21 protein-coding genes and 1 pseudogene are annotated in these 26,159 nt (G+C 71.7%); 14 read left to right on the top strand and 8 right to left on the bottom strand.

The window, feature by feature from the left end; genetic code table 11:
- Positions 1 to 191: 191 nt before the first annotated feature.
- The 5 genes from ACH4D5_RS06575 (at position 192) to ACH4D5_RS06555 (ending at position 8,631) form a co-directional block, all read left to right on the top strand.
- Entirely contained in the window at positions 192 to 2,162 is a 1,971-nt protein-coding gene (locus tag ACH4D5_RS06575; protein WP_398299251.1) for a Xaa-Pro dipeptidyl-peptidase, read from the top strand.
- Entirely contained in the window at positions 2,159 to 3,439 is a 1,281-nt protein-coding gene (locus ACH4D5_RS06570) for a M14 family metallocarboxypeptidase (protein WP_398299249.1), read from the top strand. Before ACH4D5_RS06575 ends, ACH4D5_RS06570 begins: the two co-directional genes overlap by 4 nt.
- Positions 3,440 to 3,573: 134 nt before the next feature.
- Positions 3,574 to 5,259 (top strand): BCCT family transporter, encoded by a 1,686-nt coding sequence (locus ACH4D5_RS06565; RefSeq protein WP_398299979.1) that lies wholly within the window; start codon positions 3,574 to 3,576, stop codon positions 5,257 to 5,259.
- A gap of 136 nt (positions 5,260 to 5,395) precedes the next feature.
- Positions 5,396 to 6,439 (top strand): oxidoreductase, encoded by a 1,044-nt coding sequence (locus ACH4D5_RS06560; protein ID WP_398299247.1) that lies wholly within the window; start codon positions 5,396 to 5,398, stop codon positions 6,437 to 6,439.
- 539 nt (positions 6,440 to 6,978) lie between these two features.
- Positions 6,979 to 8,631 carry an ABC-F family ATP-binding cassette domain-containing protein gene (locus tag ACH4D5_RS06555; RefSeq protein ID WP_398299245.1) on the top strand — a complete coding sequence of 551 codons (1,653 nt, stop codon included), beginning with the start codon at positions 6,979 to 6,981 and terminating at the stop codon, positions 8,629 to 8,631.
- Positions 8,632 to 8,681: 50 nt separating this feature from the next.
- On the opposite strand, the gene ACH4D5_RS06550 is transcribed toward ACH4D5_RS06555, so the two are convergent.
- The 3 genes and pseudogenes from ACH4D5_RS06550 to ACH4D5_RS06540 all read right to left on the bottom strand — a co-directional run bounded on the left by ACH4D5_RS06550 (position 8,682) and on the right by ACH4D5_RS06540 (position 12,309).
- Positions 8,682 to 11,084: a Tex family protein gene (locus ACH4D5_RS06550; protein WP_398299243.1), complete on the bottom strand. Its 2,403-nt coding sequence runs from the start codon at positions 11,082 to 11,084 to the stop codon at positions 8,682 to 8,684.
- Positions 11,085 to 11,212: 128 nt separating this feature from the next.
- A pseudogene (locus ACH4D5_RS06545) lies at positions 11,213 to 11,326 on the bottom strand (LPFR motif small protein); the annotation flags it as partial.
- Positions 11,327 to 11,418: 92 nt separating this feature from the next.
- Positions 11,419 to 12,309, bottom strand: a complete 891-nt coding sequence (locus ACH4D5_RS06540; protein WP_398299241.1) for a hypothetical protein — start codon at positions 12,307 to 12,309, stop codon at positions 11,419 to 11,421.
- Between the two features lie 163 nt (positions 12,310 to 12,472).
- On the opposite strand from ACH4D5_RS06540, the gene ACH4D5_RS06535 reads away from it, so the two are divergent.
- A complete protein-coding gene (locus ACH4D5_RS06535; RefSeq protein WP_398299239.1) occupies positions 12,473 to 13,486 on the top strand; it encodes a GlxA family transcriptional regulator in 1,014 nt (337 codons plus the stop codon).
- A complete protein-coding gene (locus ACH4D5_RS06530; protein WP_398299237.1) occupies positions 13,477 to 14,109 on the top strand; it encodes a DJ-1/PfpI family protein in 633 nt (210 codons plus the stop codon). Before ACH4D5_RS06535 ends, ACH4D5_RS06530 begins: the two co-directional genes overlap by 10 nt.
- 48 nt (positions 14,110 to 14,157) lie before the next feature.
- Here the strand turns inward: ACH4D5_RS06530 and ACH4D5_RS06525 are convergent, their stop codons facing one another.
- Positions 14,158 to 14,910 (bottom strand): enoyl-CoA hydratase/isomerase family protein, encoded by a 753-nt coding sequence (locus ACH4D5_RS06525; RefSeq protein ID WP_398299235.1) that lies wholly within the window; start codon positions 14,908 to 14,910, stop codon positions 14,158 to 14,160.
- Positions 14,911 to 14,978: 68 nt separating this feature from the next.
- On the opposite strand from ACH4D5_RS06525, the gene ACH4D5_RS06520 reads away from it, so the two are divergent.
- Together ACH4D5_RS06520 and ACH4D5_RS06515 are read left to right on the top strand one after the other, a co-directional pair.
- Positions 14,979 to 15,611, top strand: coding sequence for an HdeD family acid-resistance protein (locus tag ACH4D5_RS06520; RefSeq protein ID WP_398299233.1), 633 nt, complete (start codon positions 14,979 to 14,981; stop codon positions 15,609 to 15,611).
- 93 nt (positions 15,612 to 15,704) lie between these two features.
- The gene (locus ACH4D5_RS06515) at positions 15,705 to 16,217 is read left to right on the top strand and encodes an ATP-binding protein (RefSeq protein WP_398299231.1); all 513 of its coding nucleotides are present in this window, start codon (positions 15,705 to 15,707) and stop codon (positions 16,215 to 16,217) included.
- An 8-nt stretch (positions 16,218 to 16,225) separates the two neighbouring features.
- On the opposite strand, the gene idi is transcribed toward ACH4D5_RS06515, so the two are convergent.
- The 4 genes from idi to galE all read right to left on the bottom strand — a co-directional run bounded on the left by idi (position 16,226) and on the right by galE (position 20,513).
- Complete coding sequence (gene idi / locus ACH4D5_RS06510; protein WP_398299229.1) at positions 16,226 to 16,819, bottom strand: isopentenyl-diphosphate Delta-isomerase; 594 nt, start codon at positions 16,817 to 16,819, stop codon at positions 16,226 to 16,228.
- A 144-nt stretch (positions 16,820 to 16,963) separates the two neighbouring features.
- Positions 16,964 to 18,220 carry a GNAT family N-acetyltransferase gene (locus tag ACH4D5_RS06505; RefSeq protein ID WP_398299227.1) on the bottom strand — a complete coding sequence of 419 codons (1,257 nt, stop codon included), beginning with the start codon at positions 18,218 to 18,220 and terminating at the stop codon, positions 16,964 to 16,966.
- Between the two features lie 193 nt (positions 18,221 to 18,413).
- Positions 18,414 to 19,352, bottom strand: coding sequence for a cation diffusion facilitator family transporter (locus ACH4D5_RS06500; RefSeq protein WP_398299225.1), 939 nt, complete (start codon positions 19,350 to 19,352; stop codon positions 18,414 to 18,416).
- Between the two features lie 177 nt (positions 19,353 to 19,529).
- Entirely contained in the window at positions 19,530 to 20,513 is a 984-nt protein-coding gene (gene galE, locus ACH4D5_RS06495) for a UDP-glucose 4-epimerase GalE (protein WP_398299223.1), read from the bottom strand.
- Positions 20,514 to 20,834: 321 nt separating this feature from the next.
- Here galE and ACH4D5_RS06490 point away from each other — a divergent pair, with 321 nt between their 5' ends.
- From ACH4D5_RS06490 to ACH4D5_RS06470, 5 genes are read left to right on the top strand one after another with little or no spacing between them, the layout of a single operon-like run.
- Positions 20,835 to 22,640, top strand: coding sequence for a DUF5941 domain-containing protein (locus ACH4D5_RS06490; protein ID WP_398299977.1), 1,806 nt, complete (start codon positions 20,835 to 20,837; stop codon positions 22,638 to 22,640).
- The gene (locus ACH4D5_RS06485) at positions 22,637 to 23,374 is read left to right on the top strand and encodes a phosphocholine cytidylyltransferase family protein (RefSeq protein ID WP_362995153.1); all 738 of its coding nucleotides are present in this window, start codon (positions 22,637 to 22,639) and stop codon (positions 23,372 to 23,374) included. Before ACH4D5_RS06490 ends, ACH4D5_RS06485 begins: the two co-directional genes overlap by 4 nt.
- Complete coding sequence (locus tag ACH4D5_RS06480; RefSeq protein ID WP_398299221.1) at positions 23,362 to 24,429, top strand: iron-containing alcohol dehydrogenase family protein; 1,068 nt, start codon at positions 23,362 to 23,364, stop codon at positions 24,427 to 24,429. Before ACH4D5_RS06485 ends, ACH4D5_RS06480 begins: the two co-directional genes overlap by 13 nt.
- The gene (locus tag ACH4D5_RS06475; RefSeq protein ID WP_223778111.1) at positions 24,407 to 25,186 is read left to right on the top strand and encodes a CDP-alcohol phosphatidyltransferase family protein; all 780 of its coding nucleotides are present in this window, start codon (positions 24,407 to 24,409) and stop codon (positions 25,184 to 25,186) included. Before ACH4D5_RS06480 ends, ACH4D5_RS06475 begins: the two co-directional genes overlap by 23 nt.
- A 26-nt stretch (positions 25,187 to 25,212) precedes the next feature.
- Complete coding sequence (locus ACH4D5_RS06470) at positions 25,213 to 26,085, top strand: glycosyltransferase family 2 protein (RefSeq protein WP_398299975.1); 873 nt, start codon at positions 25,213 to 25,215, stop codon at positions 26,083 to 26,085.
- Positions 26,086 to 26,159: the final 74 nt, after the last annotated feature.

Genomic DNA, 26,159 nt, shown 5'->3' with positions numbered 1-26,159 from the left:
GTCGTAGGGGCACAACATCTGTTCGTCTTGGTCCTGGAGCCTATTCAGCCCCGCCCGCACACGTCATGTCCATGGCCTCGGACGTCACACGATCGCCATTCGGCCGACATGTGCCTGGTTGTCCCATGCACCTGTCGCGACCGCGTGCGGCCCTCTGTCGCACGGGGGTTCACCGGTGTACCTTCCGCGCCATGCCGATACGTGCGCGACGCACCCGACTCCTGTGGAGAACGCTGCTTACGGCGGCCCTGGCCGCCCTGATGGCCACCCTCATGTCCCCGGGCGCGGCGCAGGGGGCCGCCCCGGCCCCGCGCAAGCCGGGCGAGAGCAGACCCGTGTACTCGTACGAGGACGCGATACGCGAATCCGTATGGGTCGACACCAGGATCGACGGCGACGCGGACGGCAGGACCGACCGCGTCGCCGTCGACATAGTCAGACCCCGTGAACTCGACCGCACTGGCCGCCGGATACCCGTGATCATGGACGCGAGCCCGTACTACGCCTGCTGCGGACGCGGCAACGAGAGCCAGAAGAAGACGTACGACGAGAACGGCGACCCCGTCCGCTTCCCGCTCTACTACGACAACTACTTCGTGCCCCGCGGCTACGGCTACGTCGCCGTCGACCTCGCAGGCACGAACCGCTCCGACGGCTGCGTCGACGTCGGCGGACGCTCCGACGTCCGGTCCGCCAAGGCCGTCGTCGACTGGCTGAACGGCCGCGCCCGCGGCTACACCAGCCGCACCGGCGGGGAACGCGCGACGGCGTCGTGGAGCAACGGCGCCACCGGCATGGTCGGCAAGAGCTACGACGGAACCGTCGCGCAGGGCGTCGCCGCCACGGGAGTGCCGGGGCTCAAGACCATCGTGCCCATCGGCGCCATCTCCTCCTGGTACGACTACTACTTCGCCAAGGGCGCCCCGCTCTACGACGGCGGCCCCGAGTGGCTGTCGAACTACGTGGAGAGCCCCGAGGCCCGCGCCCGCTGCGGCGCCGTGCAGCAGCGGCTGATCGACGGTGCGCCCCGCACCGGCGACTGGACCCGGCTGTGGAGCGAGCGCAACCACGTACCGGACGCCGACAAGGTGCGCGCCAGCGTCTTCGTCGTCCACGGCATGCAGGATCTCAACGTCCGCACCAAGCACTTCGGCCAGTGGTGGGACGCCCTCGCCGAGCACGGCGTCGACCGCAAGATCTGGCTCAGCCAGGCCGGCCACGTCGACCCCTTCGACTTCCGCCGCGCCGAGTGGGTGCGCACGCTGCACCGCTGGTTCGACCACGAACTCCTCGGATACGACAACGGCATCGACCGCGAACCGATGGCCGACATCGAGCGCGCCCCGGACCGCTGGAGCACCGACCGCGTCTGGCCCCCGCGCGGCACGCACGCCGTCAAGCTGCGCCCCGCCAAGGGCGCCGCACCCGGCGTGGGCACCCTCGGCACCCGCCCGGGCAAGGGCACCGAGACCTTCACCGACGACCCGGGTCTCGACGAGACCGACTGGGCCGAGCGAATCGACACATCGACTCCGAGCAAGGCGGGCTTCGTCAGCAAGCCGCTCGCCCGCGACCTGCGCCTGTCCGGTTCATCGACGGTGACCGTCACCGCGACCCCGACGACCCGCACCGCCCATCTCTCCGCGGTCCTCGTCGACCTCGGACCCGACACCATCCGCGACTACGCCGCCGCGGGCGAGGGCATCACCACCCTCCCCGAACGCACCTGCTGGGGCGCGAGCACCACGGGTGACAGCTCCTGCTTCAAGGAGACGCGCGCCAAGACCGCCGCCGTCGACTACACCATCTTCAGCCGCGGCTGGGCCGACCTCGGCAACTGGGCCGACGCCCGGCACGGCCGCCCGCTCACCCCGGGCAAACCGCACACCATCACCCTCGACCTCGCCGCGACCGACCACGTCGTACCCAAGGGCCACCGGCTCGCACTGATCGTCGCGGGCACCGACAGGAACCTGATCGAGCCGCCCGCGGACACACCGACGCTCACCCTCGACCTGGCCCGCACCTACGCGAAGGTGCCGCTGGCCGGCGGCGCGAAGGCGTTCACGACCACCGAGTCCGTCGCTCCCCGCGAGTCCCGCCTCGACGGCGTGGCCCCGCCGCGTCCGCTCAACCCCATCCCCGGAGGCACCACTTCATGACACCCCGCATCCGCACCCTGGCGCTCGCCTGCGCCGCCGCCGCGCTCGCCGCACCGCTCCTGACGGCGCCCGCACAGGCGACGCCGACCCCGCCCCGTACCGGATTCGAGGAGACGAACGGCGCGCGCTGGACCAGTCAGCCCGAGGAACAGGACCTCCTCGCCACGGTGGACAAAGCCGCGAAGAGAGTCTCGGTCGCCCGCATAGGCACCACCAAGCAGGACCGCCCCGTCCAGCTGGTCCGCATCGGCGAACGCCCGACGAAGAACACCGTGTTGCTGATCTGCAGCCAGCACGGCGACGAGCCCTCGGGCCGCGAGGCATGCCTGTCCACGATCCGCGACCTCGCCTACGCGAAGGACAAGAAGACCAAGCGCTTCCTCTCCCGCACCACGCTCCTCGTCGTGCCCACCGCCAACCCGGACGGCCGCGCCGCCGACACCCGCGGCAACTCCGACGGCGTCGACATCAACCGCGACCACCTCTCCCTGAAGACCGCGGAGGCCCGCGCCCTGGCCGCCGTGATCCGCGACCGCAAGCCGGACGTCATCTACGACCTGCACGAGTACGGCGCCACCCCCAAGTTCTACGACAAGGACCTGTTCGACCTCTGGCCGCGCAACCTCAACACCGACGAGGCCGTGCACGGCGAGGCGCAGACCCTGTCCAAGGCGTACGTGCGACCGGCCGCCGAGCGCGACGGCCACACCACCGGCACGTACGGAATCTGGACCGACCCCGTCACCGGCGAGCCCATCAAGCAGGTCGCGGGCGACGGCCAGGAGCGCATCTTGCGCAACATGTCCGGCATCAAGCACGCCGCGGGCCTCCTGATCGAGAGCCGCGTCGACCCCTTGACGGACGCCGAGAAGAAGGACGAGGCGCTGAACAACCGGCGCCGCGTGACGTCCCAGCTGTCGGCGCTCGGCGGGCTGTTCGACTACACGGACGAACGCCGCCGACAGCTGGAGGCGGCCACCGGCGCGGCCCGCGCCGAGGGCTACCGCGACCGCGGCCCGGTCTACGTCGGCGGCGCCGACAACGACCCCGCCGAGCCGTCGGAGACCATCCAGAACCCGCCCTGCGGCTACCGCCTGACCGCCGCCCAGTACGGCGACATCAAGGACGAACTGGCCCTGCACGGGGTCACCGTGAAGCGCCTCAAGTCCGGCGCGTACGTCCCGCTGCGGCAGTCGGCACGGGCTCTCGTGCCGCTGCTGCTCGACGAGCGTGCGCCGTATCACATGGTCACAGGTCGGCCCGACATGGTCTGTTGAGCAGGTGAGAGGTGCGTCACATGTGGTAGGGGGTAGCGGAGAACAAAGTCTCGACCCAATCGACCCCTTGAAAGGTGTCACTTGTGACGCAGGATCAACATAAAGCGGACGACGGGGGAGGGTCGCCGGACATCATGGCGCCCGCCCCCGGCGGTCGGTCCCCACAGACGGACCGGGTGGTCTTCGGCGTGACCGCCGTGCTCACCCTCGCGTTCGTGATCTGGGGCGCGGTGTCGACGGACTCGCTCGAGAATGTCTCCACGGACATGCTCAACGGTCTGATGCACAACGGCGGTTGGTTCTTCATGCTGACCGCCACCGGGTTCGTCGTCTTCGCGCTCTGGCTGGCGGTCAGCCGGTACGGGAAGATCACGCTCGGCCGGGAGGGCGAGGACCCGGAGTTCCGCACCGTCTCCTGGGTCGCCATGATGTTCAGTGCCGGCATGGGCATCGGCCTGATGTTCTATGGGGTGAGCGAACCCCTGGCCCACTTCACCACGCCACCGCCGGGCACCGACCCGGCGGACGCGCCCGCGGCCATGGAGACCGCGATGGCCACCACCCTCTTCCACTGGACGCTCCACCCGTGGGCGATCTACGCGGTCGTGGGCCTCGCCATCGCGTACAGCACCTTCCGCCGCAACCGCCGGCAGACCATCAGCGCCGTCTTCGAGCCGCTCATCGGCAAGAAGCACGCACGCGGCGCCTGGGGACGGGTCATCGACATCCTCGCCATCTTCGCCACGCTCTTCGGCTCGGCCGCCTCGCTGGGCCTCGGCGCCCTGCAGATCGGCAGCGGCATCGAGGAGCTCGACTGGATGAAGACCGCGGGCACCGGCCTGCTCGTCGTGATCATCGCCGTGCTGTCCGTGGCGTTCGTGGCGTCCGCCGTCTCCGGTGTGGAGAAGGGCGTGCAGTGGCTCTCCAACATCAACATGGTGCTCGCCGGGCTGCTCGTCGTCTTCGTCTTCATCGCGGGCCCGACGGTCATCATCCTCGACATGGTGCCGACGTCGATCGGCGCCTACCTCAACGACCTGCCGCAGCTGATCGGCCGCACCGAGGCGTCCAGCGGCAAGGGCGTCGCGGACTGGCTGAGCAGCTGGACGGTCTTCTACTGGGCCTGGTGGATCTCCTGGACGCCCTTCGTCGGCATGTTCATCGCCCGCATCAGCCGCGGCCGTACGGTCCGTCAGTTCGTCGGCGGCGTCATCCTGGTGCCCAGCACCGTCAGCCTCATCTGGTTCGCGGTGTTCGGCGGCAGCGCCATGACCGTCTCCGACCGCGGCGGGCTCAAGGGCGACATGTCCCAGGAGGCCCAGCTCTTCGGCCTCCTCCACGAGTACCCGATCGCCACCGTGACCAGCCTGCTCGTGATGATCCTCGTCGGCATCTTCTTCGTCTCCGGTGCCGACGCCGCGTCCATCGTGATGGGCACGCTCTCCCAGAAGGGTGCCCTCGAACCCGGCCGGTTCGTCGTGGTCTTCTGGGGCCTCGTGACCGGCGCCGTCGCGGCGATCATGCTGCTGATCGGCGACGGCTCGGACGACGCGCTCACGGGCCTGCGGAACCTCACGATCCTGGTCGCCGCACCGTTCACCCTCGTCATGATCGGCATGTGCGTGTCCCTCATGCGGGACCTGCGCCACGACCCGCTGATCGTCCGCGGCGAGCACGGCACCGAGGTCCTCGAAAAGGCCGTCATCGCAGGCCACGAGCACCACGACGGTGACTTCGAGCTCCGGATCGGCCCCGCCCGCGACGACACCGGCGACGGTGACGGACCGGAACAGGACAACGACCCGGCCGACCCCCGCTGACCCGGCCGCCCCAGGAGGCGGGGCCCACCGTCCGCGCCGCCTCCTGGGCCCACTCATTCCGCTCCGCCGGGCACGCCCCGCAGCGGAATCCGTGATGCCGTGCTCACATCGCACGTCAGGTGGGGATACTCACAGCATGTCTGCCGAGTACGCGACCTTCGGTCTGGCACCGGCCATGCGCGCCGGTGGAGTTCTCGCCAACGGTGACTACCAAGTACACCGCGACTTCGTCGACTTCATCGTGAACGGGCGCCCCCTCCTCTTCCAGCTCTCCGACCTCGACGCGGTGTCGCCGCTGGCCGCCGACATCCCCCCGGCGATCTTCACCGCGCACGTCCGCAGGCTGCTCCTGGAGGCCGAGGCGCCGCTGGGCGACGGGCGGTACGTCATATACGGCTGCCCCGAGTGCGAGGGTCTCGAGTGCGGCGCCGTCACGGCGGTGATCGAGCGGAGCGGCGACGGCAGTGACGACTTCGTCTGGCGCGACTTCGCCTGGCAGACGGCCGAACCCGCCGATCTGGAGCTCAACGGCTACCACGGCATAGGGCCCTTCCGCTTCCGGGGCGCCGAATACCGTGCCGCGCTGCACCAGTTGCTCTCCGAGAGCGAGCGGCAGACCCGCCGCCGCGTCCTGCTGATCGGCGCCCGCGTGGCGGTGCTCGCCAAGCTGGCGGCGGCGCTCCGCACGATCGGCATCGGCGCGGAGATCGCGGCGGACGCGGAGGGAGTCCCGGAGGACGAGCTCCGCACGTACGGGGCGGTCGCCTTCGGACCCACGATCCCCGACGCCACGCGCCGGGCCGTACGGTCGGCCTTCGACGCGGCCGGTGTCGACGTCGCCTACGTCGACGGCCTCGCGCCCATCATCCCGCTCCTCGTCGCCCAGATCGAGTACGCGCTGGACCGCAGCCCGCGGGAACAGCGCCGCCTCACCCGTCTCGCGGCGGATCCGGCCTCGGCACAGCTGGACGTCACCTCCACGTGCCGGGTCCGACTCACGACGTACCGCGTGGACCGGCTCTCCCGCACGCATGTCCACGAAGTCTTCGACGAGGTCCTGGAGCCGGGCCACCACGAGGTTCCCCTCGCCCCCAAGTCCACGAAGGGCAACGCCTACGTGGTAGCCCGAACCTCCACCAGCGTCCTGGTGACCCCGGCCTGCCCCGCCCCGCTGGGGTAGGCCCCCAAGCCCGCCGCTCCGCGGCGGATACCTCCCACCCACCCACCCGTTTGCCCCGCGACGTCCCGCCGGGGGTAGGGGCGGGTGGGCCGGTGTTCCCCGCGACGCCCCGGGGGGTGGGGACGGGCGGGTGGGGGTCGCCCCGTGACGCAGCTGCCGTGCAGGAGAGCGAAGGCGAGGTGCGCCCGAGGAACCCCCGCCGGGCCGCAGGCGCAAACGTGCCCGAGGGGGTGGTGAACCCCAACCGGGCCACAGGCGCAACCGCGCCCGAAGGGGTGGTGAACCCCCACCGGGGCGCAGCCGCGATGGAGACGGGAGGGGACGTGGGGGTATGTGCGCACGGAGCACTGAGCGCACTGTGGCGTCTTTGTTCTTGAGGCGTGGCGCGCAGTGATGGCGAGTACGTACATACCCCCGCGGCCCCGCACCCACAGACGAAGCAAAGGCGCCCCCGCCCAAGGCGCCCCGCCAGAACCCGCCCCGCCCCGCCCAAAACCCGATGCACCCCCCACCCACCCCTCACCTACAATCACCCCCTGATGACCGCAACCCTCGTCGCCAAAGATCTCGCCGCCGGCCACGGCGACCGCACCCTGTTCTCCGGACTGGATCTCGTCGTCGCCCCCGGCGACGTCATCGGTCTCGTCGGGGCCAACGGAGCGGGGAAGTCCACCCTGCTGCGGCTGCTCGCGGGGGTGGATGCCCCCGAAGGGGGTGAGCTGAGGCTTTCGCCGCCCGCCGCCTCCGTAGGACACCTCCCCCAGGAGCCCGACCGCCGCCCCGGCGAGAGCATCCGCGCCTTCCTGGCCCGCCGCACCGGCGTGGCGGAGGCCCAGCGCGTCATGGACGACGCGACCCAGGCCCTCGTCGACGGCGCCCCGGGCGCGGACGACGCGTACGCCACCAGCCTGGAGCGCTGGCTGGCGCTCGGCGGCGCGGACCTCGACGAGCGCGCCGAGGAAGTCGCCGACTCGCTCGGCCTCACCGTGGGCCTGGACCAGCCGATGACGTCGCTCTCGGGAGGCCAGGCGGCCCGCGCGGGCCTCGCCTCGCTCCTCCTCTCCCGCTACGACGTGTTCCTCCTGGACGAGCCGACCAACGACCTCGACCTGGCCGGCCTGGAGCGCCTGGAGAGCTTCGTACGAGGGCTGCGCGCCGGCACCGTCGTGGTCTCGCACGACCGCGAGTTCCTCACCCGCACCGTCACCAAGGTCCTCGAACTCGACCTGGCCCAGCAGCAGATCAACCTCTACGGCGGCGGCTACGACGCGTATCTGGAGGAGCGGGAGACGGCCCGCCGCCACGCCCGCGGCGACTACGAGGAGTACGCCGACAAGAAGGCGGCGCTCCAGAGCCGCGCCCAGATGCAGCGCTCCTGGGCCGACAAGGGCGTCAAGAACGCCCGCCGCAAGGCCGCCAAGGGCGGCGACAACGACAAGATCGGCCGGAACTTCCGCAGCGACACCAGTGAGAAGCAGGCGGCGAAGGCCCGCCAGACGCAGCGCATGATCGAGCGCCTCGACGTCGTCGAGGAACCCCGCAAGGAGTGGGAGCTCCACATGGAGATCGCGGCGGCACCCCGCTCCGGCGCGGTCGTCGCGAGCCTGCGCGACGCGGAGGTGCACCGGGGCGCGTTCACGCTCGGCCCGGTCACGCTGCAGATCGACTGGGCGGACCGTGTGGCCATCACCGGCGCGAACGGCTCGGGCAAGTCGACGCTGCTCGCCGCCCTCCTGGGACGCGTCCCGCTGGATGCGGGCCACGCGGCCCTCGGCTCGGGCGTCCTCGTCGGCGAGGTGGACCAGGCGCGCGCGCTGTTCCACGGCAAGGAGTCCCTGCTGGACGCGTTCTGCGCGGCCGTACCGGACACCGAGCCGGCCGAAGTGCGCACGCTGCTCGCCAAGTTCGGCCTGAAGGCGGACCACGTGCTGCGCTCGGCGGCCACGCTCTCTCCCGGCGAGCGGACCCGTGCGGCCCTCGCCCTGCTCCAGGGCCGAGGGGTCAACCTCCTCGTCCTGGACGAGCCGACGAACCACCTGGATCTGCCGGCGATCGAGCAGCTGGAGTCGGCCCTGGAGGCGTACGAGGGAACGCTGCTCCTGGTCACGCACGACCGCAGGATGCTGGACGCGGTCCGGGTGACGCGCCGCCTGGCGGTGGCGGAGGGCAAAGTGACGGAACCGCCACTCTGACCTCCGCGCACCTCACGCCCGGCGCCGCACGTCAGCCCCGCTGCTGAGCGTCAGCCCCGCTTGGGATCCACGAGCCCGGCCCGCCGCAACGCCTCGGCCATCGCGTCGTTGGCGGGCGGCGGCCCCTGCCGCTGCTGCTGCCGCTGACCGCGCTGCCCCTGACCGGAGCGCTGCCCCTGGCCGCCCTGCTGCCGCTGCCTGGGCGGCCGCCCGCCCCGCTTGGGCTGCGTCTCGTCCGAGGCGCCGGAAGCAGCCGCCTCGTCGTCGAGACGCAGCGTCAACGAGACCCGCTTACGAGCGACGTCGACGTCCATGACCTTCACCTTGACGATGTCGCCGGGCTTCACGACGTCCCGCGGGTCCTTGACGAACGTCTTCGACATGGCGGAGACGTGCACCAGACCGTCCTGATGGACGCCCACGTCCACGAAGGCACCGAACGCGGCGACGTTCGTCACGACGCCTTCGAGGATCATCCCGGCGGTCAGGTCGGAGATCTTCTCCACGCCGTCCTTGAAGGTCGCCGTCTTGAAGGCGGGACGCGGGTCGCGCCCGGGCTTCTCCAGCTCCTTCAGGATGTCGGTGACGGTGGGCAGACCGAAGACGTCGTCCACGAACTGCTCCGGCTTCAGCGAGCGCAGCGCACTCGTGTTGCCGATCAGCGAAGCGACCTCACCCCCCGCCGACTTCACCATCTTGCGCACCACGGGGTACGCCTCGGGGTGCACGCTGGAGGCGTCCAGCGGGTCGTCGCCGCCGCGGATGCGGAGGAAGCCCGCGCACTGCTCGTACGCCTTCGGGCCGAGCCTGGGCACGTCCTTGAGGCTCTTGCGGCTCTTGAACGGGCCGTTCGCGTCGCGGTGCGCCACGATGTTCTCCGCGAGGCCCGAGCCGATGCCCGAGACACGCGCGAGGAGCGGGGCGGACGCCGTGTTCACGTCCACGCCGACGCCGTTCACACAGTCCTCGACGACCGCGTCCAGCGAGCGCGAGAGCTTCACTTCCGACAGGTCGTGCTGGTACTGGCCGACGCCGATCGACTTGGGGTCGATCTTCACCAGCTCGGCGAGCGGGTCCTGGAGGCGCCGCGCGATGGACACCGCGCCGCGGATCGAGACGTCGAGGTCCGGCAGCTCCTGCGAGGCGAAGGCCGAAGCCGAGTACACCGAGGCGCCCGCCTCGGAGACCATCACCTTCGTGAGGTTCAACTCCGGGTGCTTGGCGATGAGTTCACCGGCGAGCTTGTCGGTCTCGCGGGACGCCGTGCCGTTCCCGATGGCGATCAGGTCGACGTCGTGCTCCTTGGCGAGCCGCGCGAGCGTCGCCAGGGACTGGTCCCACTTGTTCGCCGGGACGTGCGGGTGGATCGTGTCGGTCGCGACGACCTTGCCGGTGGCGTCGACGACGGCCACCTTCACACCCGTACGGAAACCGGGGTCGAGGCCCAGCGTCGCGCGCGTGCCCGCGGGCGCCGCGAGCAGCAGATCGCGCAGATTGGACGCGAAGACCCGGACGGCCTCGTCCTCGGCGGCCGTCCGCAGGCGCAGCCGCAGGTCGATGCCGAGGTGCACGAGGATCCGGGTACGCCAGGACCAGCGCACGGTGTCCTGGAGCCACTTGTCGGCCGGGCGCCCCCGGTCGGCGATGCCGAAGCGGTGCGCGACGATCCCCTCGTACGAAGAAGGGGTGCCCGGCGTGGCGTCGGCCTCCTCCGGCTCCAGGACGAGGTCGAGGACGTCCTCCTTCTCGCCGCGCAGCATGGCGAGGATGCGGTGCGAGGGCAGCTCGGTGAAGGGCTCGGCGAAGTCGAAGTAGTCGGCGAACTTGGCGCCCGCCTCCTCCTTGCCCTCCCGCACCTTCGCCACGAGGCGGCCGCGCACCCACATGCGCTCGCGCAGCTCACCGATCAGGTCGGCGTCCTCCGAGAACCGCTCGGCGAGGATCGCCCGGGCCCCATCCAGCGCGGCCTGCGAGTCCGCGACGCCCTTGTCGGCGGCGACGAACGCGGCCGCGGCGGCGTGCGGTTCAACGGTCGGGTCGGCGAGCAGCCCGTCGGCCAGCGGCTCGAGCCCCGCCTCGCGGGCGATCTGCGCCTTCGTGCGCCGCTTCGGCTTGAAGGGCAGATAGATGTCCTCGAGCCGCGCCTTGGTGTCCGCCTCGCGGATCCGCGCCTCGAGCTCGTCCGTGAGCTTGCCCTGCTCGCGGACGGATTCGAGGATGGCGGCGCGCCGGTCCTCCAGTTCGCGCAGGTAGCGCAGGCGCTCCTCGAGCGTGCGCAGCTGCGCGTCGTCGAGCATCTCGGTCGCTTCCTTGCGGTAGCGCGCGATGAAGGGCACCGTCGAGCCGCCGTCGAGCAGGTCGACGGCGGCCTTCACCTGCCGCTCCCGTACGCCGAGCTCCTCGGCGATCCTGCTCTCGATGGACGCTGGGGTGGACGTCTTCAAAGCTGCCACGTTCCGGTACCGCCTTCTCGCTCAGGTTGCCGGGCAATTGTGGCAGGTGGCGCCGACAGAGAGGATCAGACCCGGCGGGCCCGGCCCATGCGCCCGGATCGGCGGCCGCCGCCGCGCCCGGCCCGCCCCGCGGTGCTGGAAGCTCCGCCGAACAGGCGGGCGAGGGCCCGGAACGGCAGGGTGACGACGGTGGCGATGGCGCCGGCTATCTGGCGCAGGACGTCCGCGATGGCACGGAACATGAGGTTTCCCCTTTCGTCTCCCGACACGGCCGGGGTGGCGGCCAGGAGACGACCGGGTACCTCAGCTCGGCCAAGCCATGCCTGAACGGCGCTCAGCGCTTGCCGAGCAGATCCGCGGGGAACGCGCCGGCCTGCAGCGCCGTGCCGGTGATCAGGGTGCCGAGTTCGGTCAGACGCTCGACGCCCGCCGCGCCCAAGTGCTCGTACGGGGCCCGGTCCAGGTGGTCCGTCCGCGCCTCGATGTCCCGGCGCAGCGCCACGCCGTCCTCCGTCAACTCGCCCTCGCCGTCGAGGACTCCGCGTGCGCGCAGCCGCTCGGTGGCGGCGTCCCACTCCTCCTGGTTCCAGCCGCGGGTGGAGAAGACCCACTTGGGGCTGGTGCCCTTGCCGGTCGCGGTGTGGCTCACCAGGGCTTCGAGACCGTCGAGTCCGGCGTCGAGCAGCGCGGTCAGGTGCCCGTCGCCGCGGTGCTCGCGCAGCAGCGTCGCCGCGTGCCAGTAGGCGAGGTGCGGCTCCTCGGGGACGGGCAGGTCGGCGTGGGCTGCGTACAGCGGACGGGCGCCGCGGGTGCAGGCCTCGGCGGCGCGCAGCGCGAGGCCCGCGGCCTCCGCCATCTCCGGCGAGGCGACGAGCTCGTCGCCGAGGAGACGCCGCAGCGTCGTGTCGACGGCCCGCAGCCGCGCCGCGAGGACGTCTTCGGGGGAGGCCGTCCGCCAGATCCCGGGGACGTGCGCGGCGACGAGCTCGTACTTGTAGTTGTAGAAGGTGGCGGCCACGGTCCCGGGGCCGACGGCGCCCAGGGCCGCCGCGCGCACGGCGAAGTTGACGGCGTGCCGGTGGGTTATCCCGAGGGCGCCCAGCTCCCGCCCGACGTCGGGCGAGAAGTAGTGCGTCGAGTGGAGCGCGTTGAGCACGTTGTGGCAGCGGCGGCCGGCGCGCGGCTCCAGGGCGGCGGGCGCGGACGAGGTAGTCGAAGAGGTCATGCCCGCACGATACCTACTGGTTGGTATGGCGTCCCCAGGTCGGCTCACAGGTCGGCTCACACGCCGTCTCCGGACCGGCTCCCCGGACCGGCTCCCCGGTATGGCAGGAAAGGTGGGTTCTTCGTCATTGCGGACATCGGGCGGCGGGACAAGACTCGGAGACATGGCCCAGCGAACCGTCCTGGTCGTCCTCTTCGACGGCGTCCAGAGCCTCGATGTCACCGGGCCCGTGGAGGTCTTCACGGGCGCTGACCTCTGCCTCGCCGACCGCAAGGGCGGCTATCTCGTCCGCACCGCCTCCCTCGACGGCGGCCCCGTCCGCACGTCCAGCGGCCTCACCCTGACCCCTGACTCCACCCTGGCGGACGCCCCGGCGCCGCACACCCTGGTGGTCCCGGGCGGTCTCGGCACGTGCTCGGCGGACCCGGGCCTGACCGGCTGGCTGCGCGAGAACGGCCCGCGCGCGGAGCGCCTGGTGTCGGTCTGCACCGGAGCGATCCGGCTCGCCGAGGCCGGCCTGCTGGAAGGGCGCAGGGCGACGACGCACTGGGCGTACTGCGACCGCCTCGCCGAACAGCACCCGGGCGTAGAGGTCGACCCGGACCCCATCTACGTGCGCGACGGCCATGTCGCGACGTCCGCAGGCGTCACCGCAGGCATCGATCTCGCCCTGGCGCTCGTCGAGGAGGACCTCGGCCGCGAGGTGGCGCTCACGGTCGCCCGCCATCTCGTGGTCTTCCTGCGGCGCCCGGGAAACCAGGCGCAGTTCAGCGCGCAGCTCGCCGCGCAGACCGCACGGCGCGAACCGCTGCGCGAGGTCCAGCAGTGGATCACCGAGCACCCGGCCGACGACCTCTCGGTCGACGCGCTGGCCGCGCGCGCCCGGCTCTCGCCCCGCCACTTCGCCCGTGCCTTCCTGGCGGAGACCGGGCTGACGCCGGGCAAGTACGTCGAGCGCGTCCGCGTCGAACACGCCCGCCGGCTCCTGGAGGACACCTCCGACGGGATCGAGGAGGTCTCACGCGCCTGCGGCTACGGCACCCCGGAGGCCATGCGCCGCGCCTTCGTCAAGGTCCTCGGCGCCGCACCCGCCGAGTACCGCCGCCGCTTCCACCCTGTTCCGACCGTTCCTTCCGCCGTTCCACACCGACAGGAGTCAGAGACCCCATGCAGATAGCCATCGCCCTGTACGAGCGCTTCACCGTCCTGGACGCCATCGGCCCCTACCAGACCCTGAGCAGCCTCCCCGGCGCCGAGACCGTCTTCGTGGCCGAGCAGGCGGGCCCGGTGCGCGACGACACCGGCAGCCTCGCCCTCGTCGCCGACAAGTCCTTCGCCGAGGTGCGGCGCCCCGACATCGTCGTCGTCCCCGGCGGCCCCGGACGGAGCGACCAGCTGGAGAACGAGCCGCTCCTCGGCTGGCTCCGCGCGGTCGACGCCACGACCACCTGGACGACCTCCGTGTGCACGGGCTCCCTCGCCCTGGCCGCCGCGGGCCTCCTCAAGGGCCGCCGCGCCACCTCCCACTGGCTCGCCCTCGCCGAACTGGACCGGCTCGGCGTCGAGTCGACGGGGGAGCGGGTGGTCTTCGACGGAAAGTACGTCACGGGGGCCGGCGTCTCCGCGGGCATCGACATGGGCCTCACCCTGGCCGGCCGGATCGCGGGCGACGAGCACGCGCAGACCGTACAGCTGCTGACCGAGTACGACCCGCAGCCGCCCTACGACGCGGGGTCCCCGGAGAAGGCGCCCGCGCACCTCGTCGCGAAGTTCCGCGAGGAAAGCCCCTTCCTCCGGTAGGCGCCCGGCCTCGCCGGGCTCACCAGTGGGCGATCGGCCCCGCCGGGCTCACTCGCCCCGCGCGGTCCAGGTGAAGTGCGCCTTTCTCCGCTCCAGGAACGCGGCGACACCTTCGGCGGTGTCGCCGCTCCCGCGTGCCTGCTCCGTCCAGTACGCGTCCCGGTCCGTGCGCCCCGCCGCGAACTCCTTGGCCGCCGCCTGCGTCAGCTGCGAGCGCGACGCGAGGACGCGGGTGAACTCCGCGACGCGCTTGGCCAGTTCGCCGGAGGGCAGGACCTCGTCCACCAGGCCGGTCCGCAGCGCCCGCTCCGCGTCGATCAACTCCCCGGAGAAGAGCAGGTACTTGGCGGTCGCGGGCCCGACCAGGGACACCAGGCGCCGGGTGGACGACGCCGGATAGACGATGCCCAACTTGGCGGGTGTGACACCGAACGAGGCGCCCTCGTCCGCGAACCTCAGGTCACACGCCCCGGCCAGCTGCGCACCGCCGCCCACGCAGTAGCCCCGCACCGCCGCGAGCGTCGGCTTCGGGAAGGCGGCCAGGGCCTCCTCGGCCCGCACCGCGAGCTCCTGCGCGGTGCCCGGGGACTCACGCAGCGTGGAGATGTCGGCGCCCGCGCAGAAGGTGTCGCCCGCGCCGGTGAGCACGACGGCGCGCACGGCCGGGTCGGCGGCGAGCGCGGCGCAGAGCGGCGGCACCTGGCGCCACATGTCCGCGGTCATGGCGTTGCGCTTGGCCGGATGGTCGATGAGGACGGTGGCGACGCCGTCGGTGACGGTCTGCCTCAGCTGCGGCTCCATGCGCCGGATGCTATCCGCACCCCTCGAACGTACGATCAAGAAGGGGGCCGAGCGAGAGGGAGACGCCGATGGCCGGACCCAGGGACGACAGAGCCACCACGGAGGCCAGGACGGTCAGCCGCAGCTTCGGCTGGCTCGCCCTGCTCGGCGTGATCCTCGCGGTGGCCGGCGTCGTCGGCCTCGTCTACACCGGCTTCGCCACGCTGACCTCGATGCTCCTGTTCGGCTGGCTCCTGCTCGTCGGCGGCGTCGTCGGCCTGCTGCACGCCGTCCAGTCGCGGGGCAGCAGCTTCTTCTGGCTGGGCGTCGTGGTCGCCGCGCTGAACCTCGCGGCGGGCGTCGTGATCATCCGCAGACCCGAGGTGGCGGCGGAGGCGCTGACCATGTTCGCGGCCCTGCTCTTCCTCACCGGCGGGGTGTTCCGGCTGGTCGGCAGCCTGGTGGTGCGCGGCCCGCAGTTCGCCCTGACGCTCCTGCAGGGCGCCTTCGGCCTGCTGATCGGCATCCTGGTGCTCGCCGAGTGGCCCAGCAGCAGCCAGTACGTCATCGGGTGCTTCTTCTCCCTGACGCTGCTCTTCGACGGTCTCGGCCTGCTCGCCACGGGCATCGGCGGACGCCGCATCGTCAGCCTCGTACAACCTGAAGAACACGCGAAGGCGAACCATGCACGGCAGGGCGAGCAGGACCAGTCGCACAGCTGACGGCGTCATGCGCCGTCGGTCAAAATCCGTCGATAGTCGCTGACTTCTGGTCAGTGGCGCGGTCCGGACCAGAGCTTTCCCAACACTCGATGTGTGGCGACAATCGAGCGCGAGGACGGCGACCGGACGATGCAGAGCGACGGGAGCGGGCCCGATCCACTCCCCAGAGGCGGCGGGCCGGCGCCGTACGAGGGCGTGTGGCGCTTCACCGCCCCCGCCGTCGACGCCTCCGTCCCCCAGGCGCGGCACGCGGTGCGCGACCTGCTGGCCCGGCAGGGCGTACCGGCTCCGGACGACCTCTTGCAGGGCCTGCTGCTCATCGTCTCCGAGCTGGTCACCAACGCGGTGCGCCATGCGGCGCTGCTCTCGCCGATGCTCGCGGTGGAGGTCGCGGTCGGCGCCGAGTGGGTGCGGGTGTCCGTCGAGGACAACCACCCCTACCGCCCGACGGCCCTGGTGGCGGACCACGGCCAGACGGGCGGGCGGGGGCTGCTGCTCGTCCGTGAGATCACGGCGGAGGCGGGGGGCGCCTGCGACGTCGAGCACACCGCGAGCGGGGGCAAGGTCATCTGGGCGGCTCTGCCCCTCAAGCCCGGCCTCGGCTGACGGACCGGCTACCAGCCCGCGGCGGGGCCGGTCAGCTCCTTGATCGCGGGCCGTGCCGCGTCGAGCACGGTCATGAACCACGCGGAGAACGGCTCGCGCTCGTGCCGCTCGGCCAGCTCCGCGGCCGTCACGAACGCGGTCCCGCCGATCTCGGCGGGGTCGGGGCGCAGCGGCGACTGCACCATGCCCACGAACAGGTGGTTGAACTCCTGCTCGACGAGCCCCGAGGCCGGGTCCGGGTGGTTGTAGCGCACCGTGCCCGCCTCGGCGAGCAGCGACGGCGAGACCCCCAGCTCCTCGTACGTACGCCGGGCCGCCGCGGCGAACGGCGCCTCGCCCGGGTAGGGATGGCCGCAACAGGTGTTCGACCAGACACCGGGGGAGTGGTACTTGCCGAGGGCGCGCTGCTGCAGCAGCAGGCGCCCCTGCTCGTCGAAGAGGAAGACGGAGAACGCCCGGTGCAGCTGCCCGGGCGCCTGATGCGCGGAGAGTTTCTCCGCTGTGCCGATGGTCCTGCCGTCCTCGTCGACGAGTTCGAGCAAGATGGCTTCTCCGGTGCCGCTCGACGAGGTGTTCGCCGCGGTGGCAGGTGTGATCGGCATACGCATCCTTCGCTTCGGTCTTCGAGTCCCAAGTCTGCCGTACGTTCCGGACACCCCGGGCACTCATGGGACCCGCATGTCCCGCCGAGCCGGAGCACGGCGGGACACACGCGGGGCGCTGTCAGACGTGCGCCCGCCGGAGCGTCAGACCCCGAAAGCGGCCGGGTACTGGATCATGCCCCGCGGCAGCCGCGCGGAATCGTCGGCCCCGTCCAGGACGAGCGCCATCATCGCCTCGTCGGGCACCTCGAAACCTGGCCGGATCCCGTACCCCGAAGCGGGCCTGAAACCGAACCGCGGATAGTACGAGGGATGCCCGAGCACGAGGACGAGCCGCTCTCCACGCGCGCGTGCCGCGTCGAGCACGGCCCGCACGATCGCCGAACCGGCCCCCGTCCGCTGGTACTCGGGCAGCGTGGCGACGGGCGCGAGCGCCAGCGCGGGCGCGCCGCCCACCCGGCAGCGGGTGATCAGCGCGTAGGCGGCCACCGAACCGTCGGGCGCCTCCGCGACGTACGACAGGCCGGGAAGCCACGCCTCGGGGTCCGTGCGCAGGGCGTCGACCAGGTCGGCCTCCGCCTCCGTCTCGAAGGCGGCGGCGTTCACGGCGTGCACGGCGGCGACGTCGGCCGCGGTCTCCGGGCGGGTCGGCCAGGAGTCCGTCGGCCGCAGGACGTACCCCGTGTAGCCGTACTCGCTCCCGTGTTCGCGCCGCATCGCGATCTCCTCGCGGGTGGCGGCGAGCGCCTCGGCCATGCCGGGAGCGCTCGGGTCCGCCGCGTCGGCCCGCGCGCCGAGCGGGCCGTAGTACTCGTCCCAGTCGGACTCCGGCTGCGGGTGCACGCCGAGCACGGAGTACCCGGCGCCGGTCGCGGCCCGCATGTTCGCCTCGCCCGTGCGGAGCGCGTAGTGCCGCTCCCAGAAGGTGCGGGCCGCCGCGGACGGCTCGGCGGCCGTCCACTCGCACTCGGTGAGGACGAGCGCCCCGCCGGGCGCGAGCAGCCGCCGCCAAGCGCGCAGCGCGGTGTCGAAGCCGATGCCGTAGACCGAACTCTCGGCCCAGACGAGGTCGAACGACCCGTCGGGGTAGGGGAGTTCGGCCATGTCGGCCTTGACGGTGGTGATCGATCCGCTGAGCCCGCGCGCCTCGGCGGCCGCGTGGAGCTCGTCGAGGAACGGCTCGTGGAGATCGACGGCGGTCACCTCGGCGCCGGCCTCGGCGGCGAGCAGGAGCGCGGCCCGGCCGGGCCCGCAGCCCAGGTCGAGCACGCGCGGCCGCTCGGGCAGCGCCCCCGCGAGGGAGAGCAGCCGCCGGGTGGTGGCGTCGGAGCCGGGGCCCTGCCGCGGCAGACGGTGGTGCAGGGCGAAGAAGGCATGGTTGAGGGAAGCGTTGTCAGTCAACGTGGAAATCCTTGAGTGGAGGACCCGCGGACCTGACGTACGAACTGAGGGGTACGTGAGGTCAGACGCGCGCCCGGGAAGTGGGGATGCACGTGTCGCCGCGCAGAGCGGCGTCAGCCGTGACAGTCATCGACCCACCTCCGGGAACCCAAGAACTCCACCGACTCTAGCACCGGGGCCGGGGGAGGCGCCGTCAGTGGCAGAGCTTCGCCTCGTGCTCCGCGTGACCGCTCGGCTCCAGCTGGAAGGTGCAGTGCTCGACGTCGAAGTGGTCTCCCAGGCAGCCCTGGAGCTCGTGCAGCATCTTCTCGTGCCCGATGGAGTCGAGGGTGTCGGAGCTCACCACTATGTGGGCGGAGAGCACGGGCATGCCCGAGGTGATCGTCCAGGCGTGCAGGTCGTGGACCTCCTCGACGCCCGGCAGGTCGAGCAGGTGGGCCCGCACCTCCGCCATGTCGACGTCCTTGGGCGCCGACTCCAGGAGCACGTTCAGCGTCTCCTTGAGGAGCTTCACCGTGCGCGGGACGATCATGAAGCCGATGACGAGCGAGGCGATCGGGTCGGCGGCCTGCCAGCCGGTGAGCATGATCACGACCGCCGCGACGATGACCGTGACCGAGCCGAGGGTGTCCGCGACGACCTCCAGGAAGGCGCCCCGCACATTGAGGCTGTCCTTCTGGCCGCGCATGAGCAGCGAGAGCGAGATCACGTTCGCGACGAGACCGAACACACCGAAGTAGAGCGCGAGGCCGCCCTCGGTCTCCGCGGGCGTGATGAACCGCTCGACCGCCTCGAAGAGCACGTAGCCGCCCACGCCGAGCAGCAGCAGACAGTTCGCGAGCGCGGCGAGTATCTCGGCGCGGGCGTAGCCGAACGTACGGTTCTCGGTGGGCGGTCTGTTCGCGAAGTGGATCGCGAGCAGGGCCATGCCGAGGCCGACGGCGTCCGTGGCCATGTGCGTCGCGTCCGCGACGAGCGCGAGCGAGTCGGCGACGATGCCGCCCACGATCTGGGCCAGCATCACGGTGATCGTGATGCAGAGCGCTGTCCGGAGCCGCCCCTTGTAGGCGTTGGCCGCGGTGCCCGTGGCGGGCGCCCCGTGCGTGTGTCCGTGATCGTGCCCAGCCCCCATGGAGCGGCCCTCCCGCGTCGGTCATCGGTCTGCTGTTCGCTGGTCGCGAGCCACAGTGAACTACGGGTGGGGGGTATCTGGCAACGCGGCACTGAACACCGTTATCACTCCGCTGACCTGCGAAAATGGCAACGATTGCCGTCAAGCCGAGGGGTGCAGGTCAGGGGCTCGCGACGATCAGTCGCGGCGCGCCTCGGGGTGGTGCAGACACCATCCCGCCCAGGCCGACTCGACCATCTCGCGCACCCCGCGCCGGGCCGTCCAGCCGAGCTCCTCGGCCGCCAGGCTCGCGTCGGCCACGGCGCGCGGCGAGTCACCGGCCCGGGCCGGCTCGACGAGCGCGGGCCGGGTGTCGCCGCTCACCTCGCCGATCAGCGTGACCAGTTCGCGTACGGAAACACCGCGACCTCGGCCGATGTTCACGGTCAGATCACCTTCGGCGCCTCCCGTCAGCCTGCGGGCCGCCGCGAGGTGGGCCTCGGCGAGATCCGAGACGTGCACATAGTCGCGCACGCAGGTGCCGTCCGGCGTCGGATGCGTGTCGCCGAAGATCCGCGGCGCCTCGTCGCGCCGCAGCCGGTCGAAGACCATCGGGATCACGTTGTAGACGCCGGTGTCCGCCAGCTCCGGCGCCGCGGCGCCCGCCACGTTGAAGTAGCGGAGGCATACGGTCGCGATGCCGTGCGCCCGCCCGGCCGCCCGCACCAGCCACTCACCGGCGAGCTTGGTCTCGCCGTAAGGGCTGACCGGGACGCAGGGCGCGTCCTCACGGACGAGCTCGACGTCCGGCGGATTGCCGTACACCGCGGCCGACGAGGAGAACACGAACCGCTTGATGCCGGCCTCGGCGACCGCTTCGAGCAGCGTCGTCAGACCGCCCACGTTCTCCCGGTAGTAGCGCAACGGCTGCTCCACCGACTCCCCGACCTGCTTGCGGGCCGCGAGATGCACCACACCGGTGACGCGGTGCTCGGCGAAGACCCGGCGCAGCAGCTCCCCGTCCAGCGAGGAGCCCTTGACGAGAGGCATGTCCGCGGGCAGCCGCCGCGGCACCCCCGACGAGATGTCGTCGAGCACGACGACGTCCTCCCCGGCACCGGCCATGACCCGCGCCACATGTGCCCCGATGTATCCAGCCCCGCCTGTGATCAGCCATGTCATGGGCGCCCACCCTAAGCGAACTCCCTGTGCGGGCCCGGGGCGCCGGGCATGTGGCCCCTATCCGGGCAAGCCGGGCACGGGACGGGCGCGGTTTGTGGGCGCGGCCCCCCATCCACCATGATGATCGTGAAGGCCGAGGCCCTCGCAGGCCGCCCCAGGAGCCTGACACAGGCTCTATCAGGGCGTGAACGGGTGATGAACGCCCGCTTCCCATCATCCGATAGCCTCTGCCGACGTGCCGCCCGGCCGCCATGGCCAGGGGCGCTCCCCTTACGCATGTGCCCGGCGCGAGCCGCGCCGGTACTCAAGGAGTGAGTTCGTCTGTCGACCGCCATCCTCACCGGTCAGCCGGTCCCCGGGTCGCCGCTCGAAGGCGATCTGCGGTCCCTCGGCTTCGACGTGCGGGTCGCCTCCGACGCGGCGGACGCCGAGGCGCTGCTCGCCGCCGTCCCCGCCGACCAGCGGGTCGCGGTCGTCGACGCGCGCTTCGTCGGACACGTCCACGCGCTGCGCCTCGCCCTCACCGACCCCCGCTTCGCCGCCGCCGCGCTGCCCGGCGCCGTCACGGCCAAGCCGGCGGCCCGCGCCGCACTGACGCGCGCGCTGCGGGCCACCGTCGGCACGGCGAACGGCGTCGTGACGCTCGACGCGCTCCCGGACTCCGTCGCCGCGGCCATGGAGTCCGGCGCCACGGACGTGCACCGCCCCGAGCTCGGCACCCTCGTCGCCACCGTGCCCGGCGACCCCCAGACGCGGAACGAGGCACGCCAGGCCGTGGCGGCCGTGGACGACGAGGCGGTACGCCTGCGCACCGCGGTCAAGTCACGGGACGGCTTCTTCACGACGTACTGCATCTCCCCGTACTCGCGCTACATCGCCCGCTGGTGCGCCCGCCGCGGCCTCACCCCGAACCAGGTCACCACCGCCTCGCTGCTCACCGCCCTGATCGCGGCGGGCTGCGCGGCGACCGGGACGCGCGGCGGCTTCGTCGCGGCCGGCCTGCTGCTGCTCTTCTCCTTCGTCCTGGACTGCACCGACGGGCAGCTCGCCCGCTACTCCCTGCAGTACTCGACGCTCGGCGCCTGGCTGGACGCGACGTTCGACCGCGCCAAGGAGTACGCCTACTACGCGGGTCTCGCGCTCGGCGCCGCACGCGGCGGCGACGACGTGTGGGCGCTGGCGCTCGGCGCGATGGTCCTGCAGACCTGCCGGCACGTCGTCGACTTCTCCTTCAACGAGGCGAACCACGACGCGACCGCCAACACCAGCCCCACGGCGGCCCTCTCGGACAAGCTCGACAGCGTCGGCTGGACGGTCTGGGTGCGCCGGATGATAGTCCTGCCCATCGGCGAACGCTGGGCGATGATCGCGGTGCTCACCGCGCTCACCACCCCGCGCATCACCCTCGTCGTCCTGCTCATCGGCTGCGCCCTCGCCGCCTGCTACACCACCGCCGGACGCGTCCTGCGGTCGCTGACCCGCAAGGCCACCCGCACCGACCGCGCCGCGACGGCGCTGTCCGACCTCGCCGACAACGGCCCCCTCGCCTCGGCCTTCTCCGCCCTCCGGCCACGGGTGACCTGGCTGCGTCCCGCCCCGGTGCTCGCCTTCGTCGGCGGCGCCGGGCTCGTCGGCACGGCGCTGGCCAACCCCTACGGCAGCCCCGTGGTCGTGGCCGCCGCCGCGCTGTACATCGCCCTGTCGGGCCTCGCCCTGATCCTGCCCCTCAAGGCCCCCCTCGACTGGCTCGTCCCGCCGTTCTTCCGCGCCGCCGAATACGGCACGATCCTGGTCCTCGCGGCCAAGGCCGAGGTGAACGGAGCCCTTCCGGCGGCTTTCGGGCTGGTGGCCGCGGTCGCCTACCATCACTACGACACGGTGTACCGCATCAAGGGCGGCGCCGGCGCGCCTCCGCGCTGGCTGGTGCGGGCGATCGGCGGCCAGGAAGGCCGGATCCTCGTGGTCGCGCTGGCCGCAGCCCTGCTGCCCGCCACAGATTTTCCCGTCGCGCTCACGGCACTCGCCGTGGCCGTGGCACTCGTGGTGCTCGTCGAGAGCATCCGCTTCTGGGTCGCCGCCGAGAAACAGGGCGCACCCGCCGTACACGATGAAGGAGAACCCGCATGATCGGCCTCGTGCTGGCGGCCGGCGCCGGACGGCGTCTTCGCCCCTACACGGACACCCTGCCCAAGGCTCTGGTGCCCGTCGACGGTGAGACCACCATCCTCGACCTGACGCTCGGCAACTTCGCCGAGATCGGTCTGACCGAGGTCGCGATCATCGTCGGCTACAAGAAGGAGGCCGTCTACGAGCGCAAGGCGGCTCTGGAGGCGAAGTACGGCCTCAAGCTGACCCTGATCGACAACGACAAGGCCGAGGAGTGGAACAACGCCTACTCCCTGTGGTGCGGTCGTGACGCCATCAAGCACGACGTGATCCTCGCCAACGGCGACACCGTGCACCCGGTCTCCGTCGAGAAGACGCTGCTCGCCGCCCGCGGCAACGGCCAGAAGATCATCCTCGCCCTCGACACGGTGAAGCAGCTCGCCGACGAGGAGATGAAGGTCATCGTCGACGACGCCAAGGGCGTGCAGCGCATCACCAAGCTGATGGACCCCTCCGAGGCCACCGGCGAGTACATCGGCGTCACCCTCATCGAGGGCTCCGCCGCCGAGGAGCTCGCCGACGCGCTGAAGACCACCTTCGAGCGCGACCCCGACCTCTACTACGAGGACGGCTACCAGGAGCTCGTCAACCGCGGCTTCAAGGTCGACGTGGCCCCGATCGGCGACGTCAAGTGGGTCGAGATCGACAACCACGACGACCTCGCCAAGGGCCGGGAGATCGCGTGCCAGTACTGACGAGGCTCATCCCCTCGCCGGTCGTCGTCGACATCCGGCCGGGGGCGATCGACGACCTGGCCGGTGTCCTCGCCGACCAGCGGATCTGCTCGTCGACCGGCAAACTCGCCATCGCCATCAGCGGTGGCTCGGGCGCGGTGCTCCGCGAGCGGCTGATGCCCTCGCTGAGCGGCGCGGAGTGGTTCGAGGTCGGTGGCGGCACGCTCGACGACGCCATCAAGCTCGCCGACGCCATCAAGAAGTCCGGCCGCTACGACGCGATCGTCGGCCTCGGCGGCGGAAAGATCATCGACTGCGCCAAGTACGCCGCGGCGCGCGTCGGCCTGCCGCTGGTCGCCGTCGCGACGAACCTGTCGCACGACGGCCTCTGCTCGCCGGTCGCGACCCTCGACAACGACGCGGGCCGCGGCTCGTACGGCGTGCCGAACCCCATCGCGGTCGTCATCGACCTCGACATCATCCGCGAGGCCCCGGTCCGCTTCGTCCGCTCCGGCATCGGCGACGCGCTGTCCAACATCTCCGCGATCCGCGACTGGGAGCTCGCCGCCCGTGAGCGCGGCGAGGACATCGACGGCCTCGCGGCCGCGATGGCCCGGCAGGCCGGTGAGGCGGTCCTGCGCCACCCCGGCGGCGTCGGCGACGACGGTTTCCTCCAGGTGCTCGCCGAGGGCCTGGTGCTCACCGGCATCGCGATGTCGATCTCGGGCGACTCCCGCCCCGCGTCGGGCGCCTGCCACGAGATCAACCACGCCTTCGACCTCCTCTTCCCCAAGCGCGCCGCCAGCCACGGCGAGCAGTGCGGCCTCGGCGCGGCCTTCGCGATGCACCTGCGCGGTGCCCGCGAGGAGTCCGCGTACATGGCCCAGGTGCTGCGCCGCCACGGCCTGCCCGTGCTGCCGGAGGAGATCGGGTTCACCGTGGACGAGTTCGTGCGGGTCGTGGAGTTCGCTCCGCAGACCCGGCCGGGCCGCTACACGATCCTGGAACACCTCGACCTGTCCACCGACCAGATCAGGGACGCATACGCCGACTATGCAAAAGCCATCGGTAGCTGAGCTCCGCCCGGTTGTTCACCCCCCGGGGGTGAAGGACCGGCGCAGCGGCGAACACTGGGCCGGCCGGCTCTACATGCGCGAGGTCTCCCTGCGCATCGACCGGCACCTGGTGAACACGCGGGTCACGCCCAACCAGCTGACCTACGTGATGACCGTCGCCGGCGCCCTCGCCGCCCCGGCCCTGCTGGTGCCGGGGATCACGGGCGCCGTGCTCGGCGTGCTCGCGGTCCAGCTGTACCTGCTGCTCGACTGCGTCGACGGCGAGATCGCCCGCTGGAAGAAGCAGTACTCGATGGCGGGCGTCTACCTGGACCGGGTCGCCGCCTACCTGTGCGACGCCGCGGTCCTGGTCGGCTTCGGCCTGCGCGCCGCCGACCTGTGGGGCTCCGGGCGCATCGACTGGCTGTGGGCCTTCCTCGGCACCCTGGCCGCCCTGGGCGCGATCCTGATCAAGGCCGAGACCGACCTCGTCGGTGTCGCCCGGCACCAGACGGGCAAGGAGCCGGTCAAGGAGTCGGCGTCCGAGCCGCGCTCCTCCGGCATGGCGCTGGCCCGCAAGGCCGCCGCCGCGCTGAAGTTCCACCGGCTGATCCTCGGCGTCGAGGCGTCCCTGCTGATCCTGGTCCTCGCGATCGTGGACCAGGCCCGGGGCGACCTGTTCTTCTCGCGCGTCGGCGTCGCGGTCCTCGCGGGCATCGCGATGCTCCAGACCCTGCTCCACCTCGTGTCCATCCTCGTATCGAGCAGGTTGAAGTGAACACCCCGAGCACTCCGGCAGAGAAGCTGAAGGTCGGCGCCGTCATCATCACGATGGGCAACCGGCCGCAGGAGCTGCGCGCCCTCCTCGACTCGGTCGCCAAGCAGGACGGCGACCCGGTCGAGGTGGTCGTGGTCGGCAACGGCGCCCCGGTGCCGGACGTCCCCGACGGCGTGCGCACCGTCGAGCTGCCCGAGAACCTCGGCATCCCCGGCGGCCGCAACGTCGGCATCGAGGCCTTCGGGCCCGGCGGCACCGACGTCGACATCCTGCTCTTCCTGGACGACGACGGCCTCCTCGCGAACATGGACACGGCACAGCTGTGCCGCCAGGCCTTCGCCGCCGATCCGGAGCTCGGCATCATCAGCTTCCGCATCGCGGACCCGGACACGGGGGAGACCCAGCGCCGCCACGTGCCGCGGCTGCGCGCCTCCGACCCGATGCGCTCCTCGCGCGTGACGACCTTCCTCGGCGGCGCCAACGCCGTCCGTACGAAGGTCATCGCCGAGGTCGGCGGGCTGCCCGGCGAGTTCTTCTACGCGCACGAGGAGACCGACCTCGCCTGGCGCGCGCTGAACGCCGGCTGGATGATCGACTACCGCTCCGACATGGTGCTTTTCCACCCGACGACGGCTCCCTCCCGGCACGCGGTCTACCACCGGATGGTGGCCCGCAACCGCGTCTGGCTGGCCCGTCGCAACCTTCCCGCGCTCCTGGTCCCGGTCTACCTCGGCGTCTGGATGCTCCTCACCCTCGCCCGGCGCCCCTCGGGCCCCGCCCTGAAGGCCTGGTTCGGCGGGTTCAAGGAAGGCTGGACGACGCCCTGCGGACCGCGCAGGCCGATGAAGTGGCGTACGGTATGGCGGCTGACGCGACTGGGCCGACCTCCTGTCATCTGACAAGCTCGGGTCTGAGAGCATTCGGGCCGTACCCCGGTCCCTGGCCCACGCCTATGCCCGACCGGCTGCGCATC

The organism is Streptomyces sp. NPDC018029 (genome assembly GCF_044327655.1).
GTDB lineage: Bacteria > Actinomycetota > Actinomycetes > Streptomycetales > Streptomycetaceae > Streptomyces.
Note: the sequence above shows the minus strand (reverse complement) of the source record. Positions and strands in the feature narration are given on the sequence as shown.

Bases quoted from the DNA above. Each gene is read 5' to 3' on its own strand.
- ACH4D5_RS06575 (WP_398299251.1), top strand. From the start codon at position 192: ATGCCGATACGTGCGCGACGCACCCGACTCCTGTGGAGAACGCTGCTT.
- ACH4D5_RS06570 (WP_398299249.1), top strand. From the start codon at position 2,159: ATGACACCCCGCATCCGCACCCTGGCGCTCGCCTGCGCCGCCGCCGCG.
- ACH4D5_RS06565 (WP_398299979.1), top strand. From the start codon at position 3,574: ATGGCGCCCGCCCCCGGCGGTCGGTCCCCACAGACGGACCGGGTGGTC.
- ACH4D5_RS06560 (WP_398299247.1), top strand. From the start codon at position 5,396: ATGTCTGCCGAGTACGCGACCTTCGGTCTGGCACCGGCCATGCGCGCC.
- ACH4D5_RS06555 (WP_398299245.1), top strand. From the start codon at position 6,979: ATGACCGCAACCCTCGTCGCCAAAGATCTCGCCGCCGGCCACGGCGAC.
- ACH4D5_RS06540 (WP_398299241.1), bottom strand. From the start codon at position 12,309: ATGACCTCTTCGACTACCTCGTCCGCGCCCGCCGCCCTGGAGCCGCGC.
- ACH4D5_RS06535 (WP_398299239.1), top strand. From the start codon at position 12,473: ATGGCCCAGCGAACCGTCCTGGTCGTCCTCTTCGACGGCGTCCAGAGC.
- ACH4D5_RS06530 (WP_398299237.1), top strand. From the start codon at position 13,477: ATGCAGATAGCCATCGCCCTGTACGAGCGCTTCACCGTCCTGGACGCC.
- ACH4D5_RS06525 (WP_398299235.1), bottom strand. From the start codon at position 14,910: ATGGAGCCGCAGCTGAGGCAGACCGTCACCGACGGCGTCGCCACCGTC.
- ACH4D5_RS06520 (WP_398299233.1), top strand. From the start codon at position 14,979: ATGGCCGGACCCAGGGACGACAGAGCCACCACGGAGGCCAGGACGGTC.
- idi (WP_398299229.1), bottom strand. From the start codon at position 16,819: ATGCCGATCACACCTGCCACCGCGGCGAACACCTCGTCGAGCGGCACC.
- ACH4D5_RS06500 (WP_398299225.1), bottom strand. From the start codon at position 19,352: ATGGGGGCTGGGCACGATCACGGACACACGCACGGGGCGCCCGCCACG.
- galE (WP_398299223.1), bottom strand. From the start codon at position 20,513: ATGACATGGCTGATCACAGGCGGGGCTGGATACATCGGGGCACATGTG.
- ACH4D5_RS06485 (WP_362995153.1), top strand. From the start codon at position 22,637: ATGATCGGCCTCGTGCTGGCGGCCGGCGCCGGACGGCGTCTTCGCCCC.
- ACH4D5_RS06475 (WP_223778111.1), top strand. From the start codon at position 24,407: ATGCAAAAGCCATCGGTAGCTGAGCTCCGCCCGGTTGTTCACCCCCCG.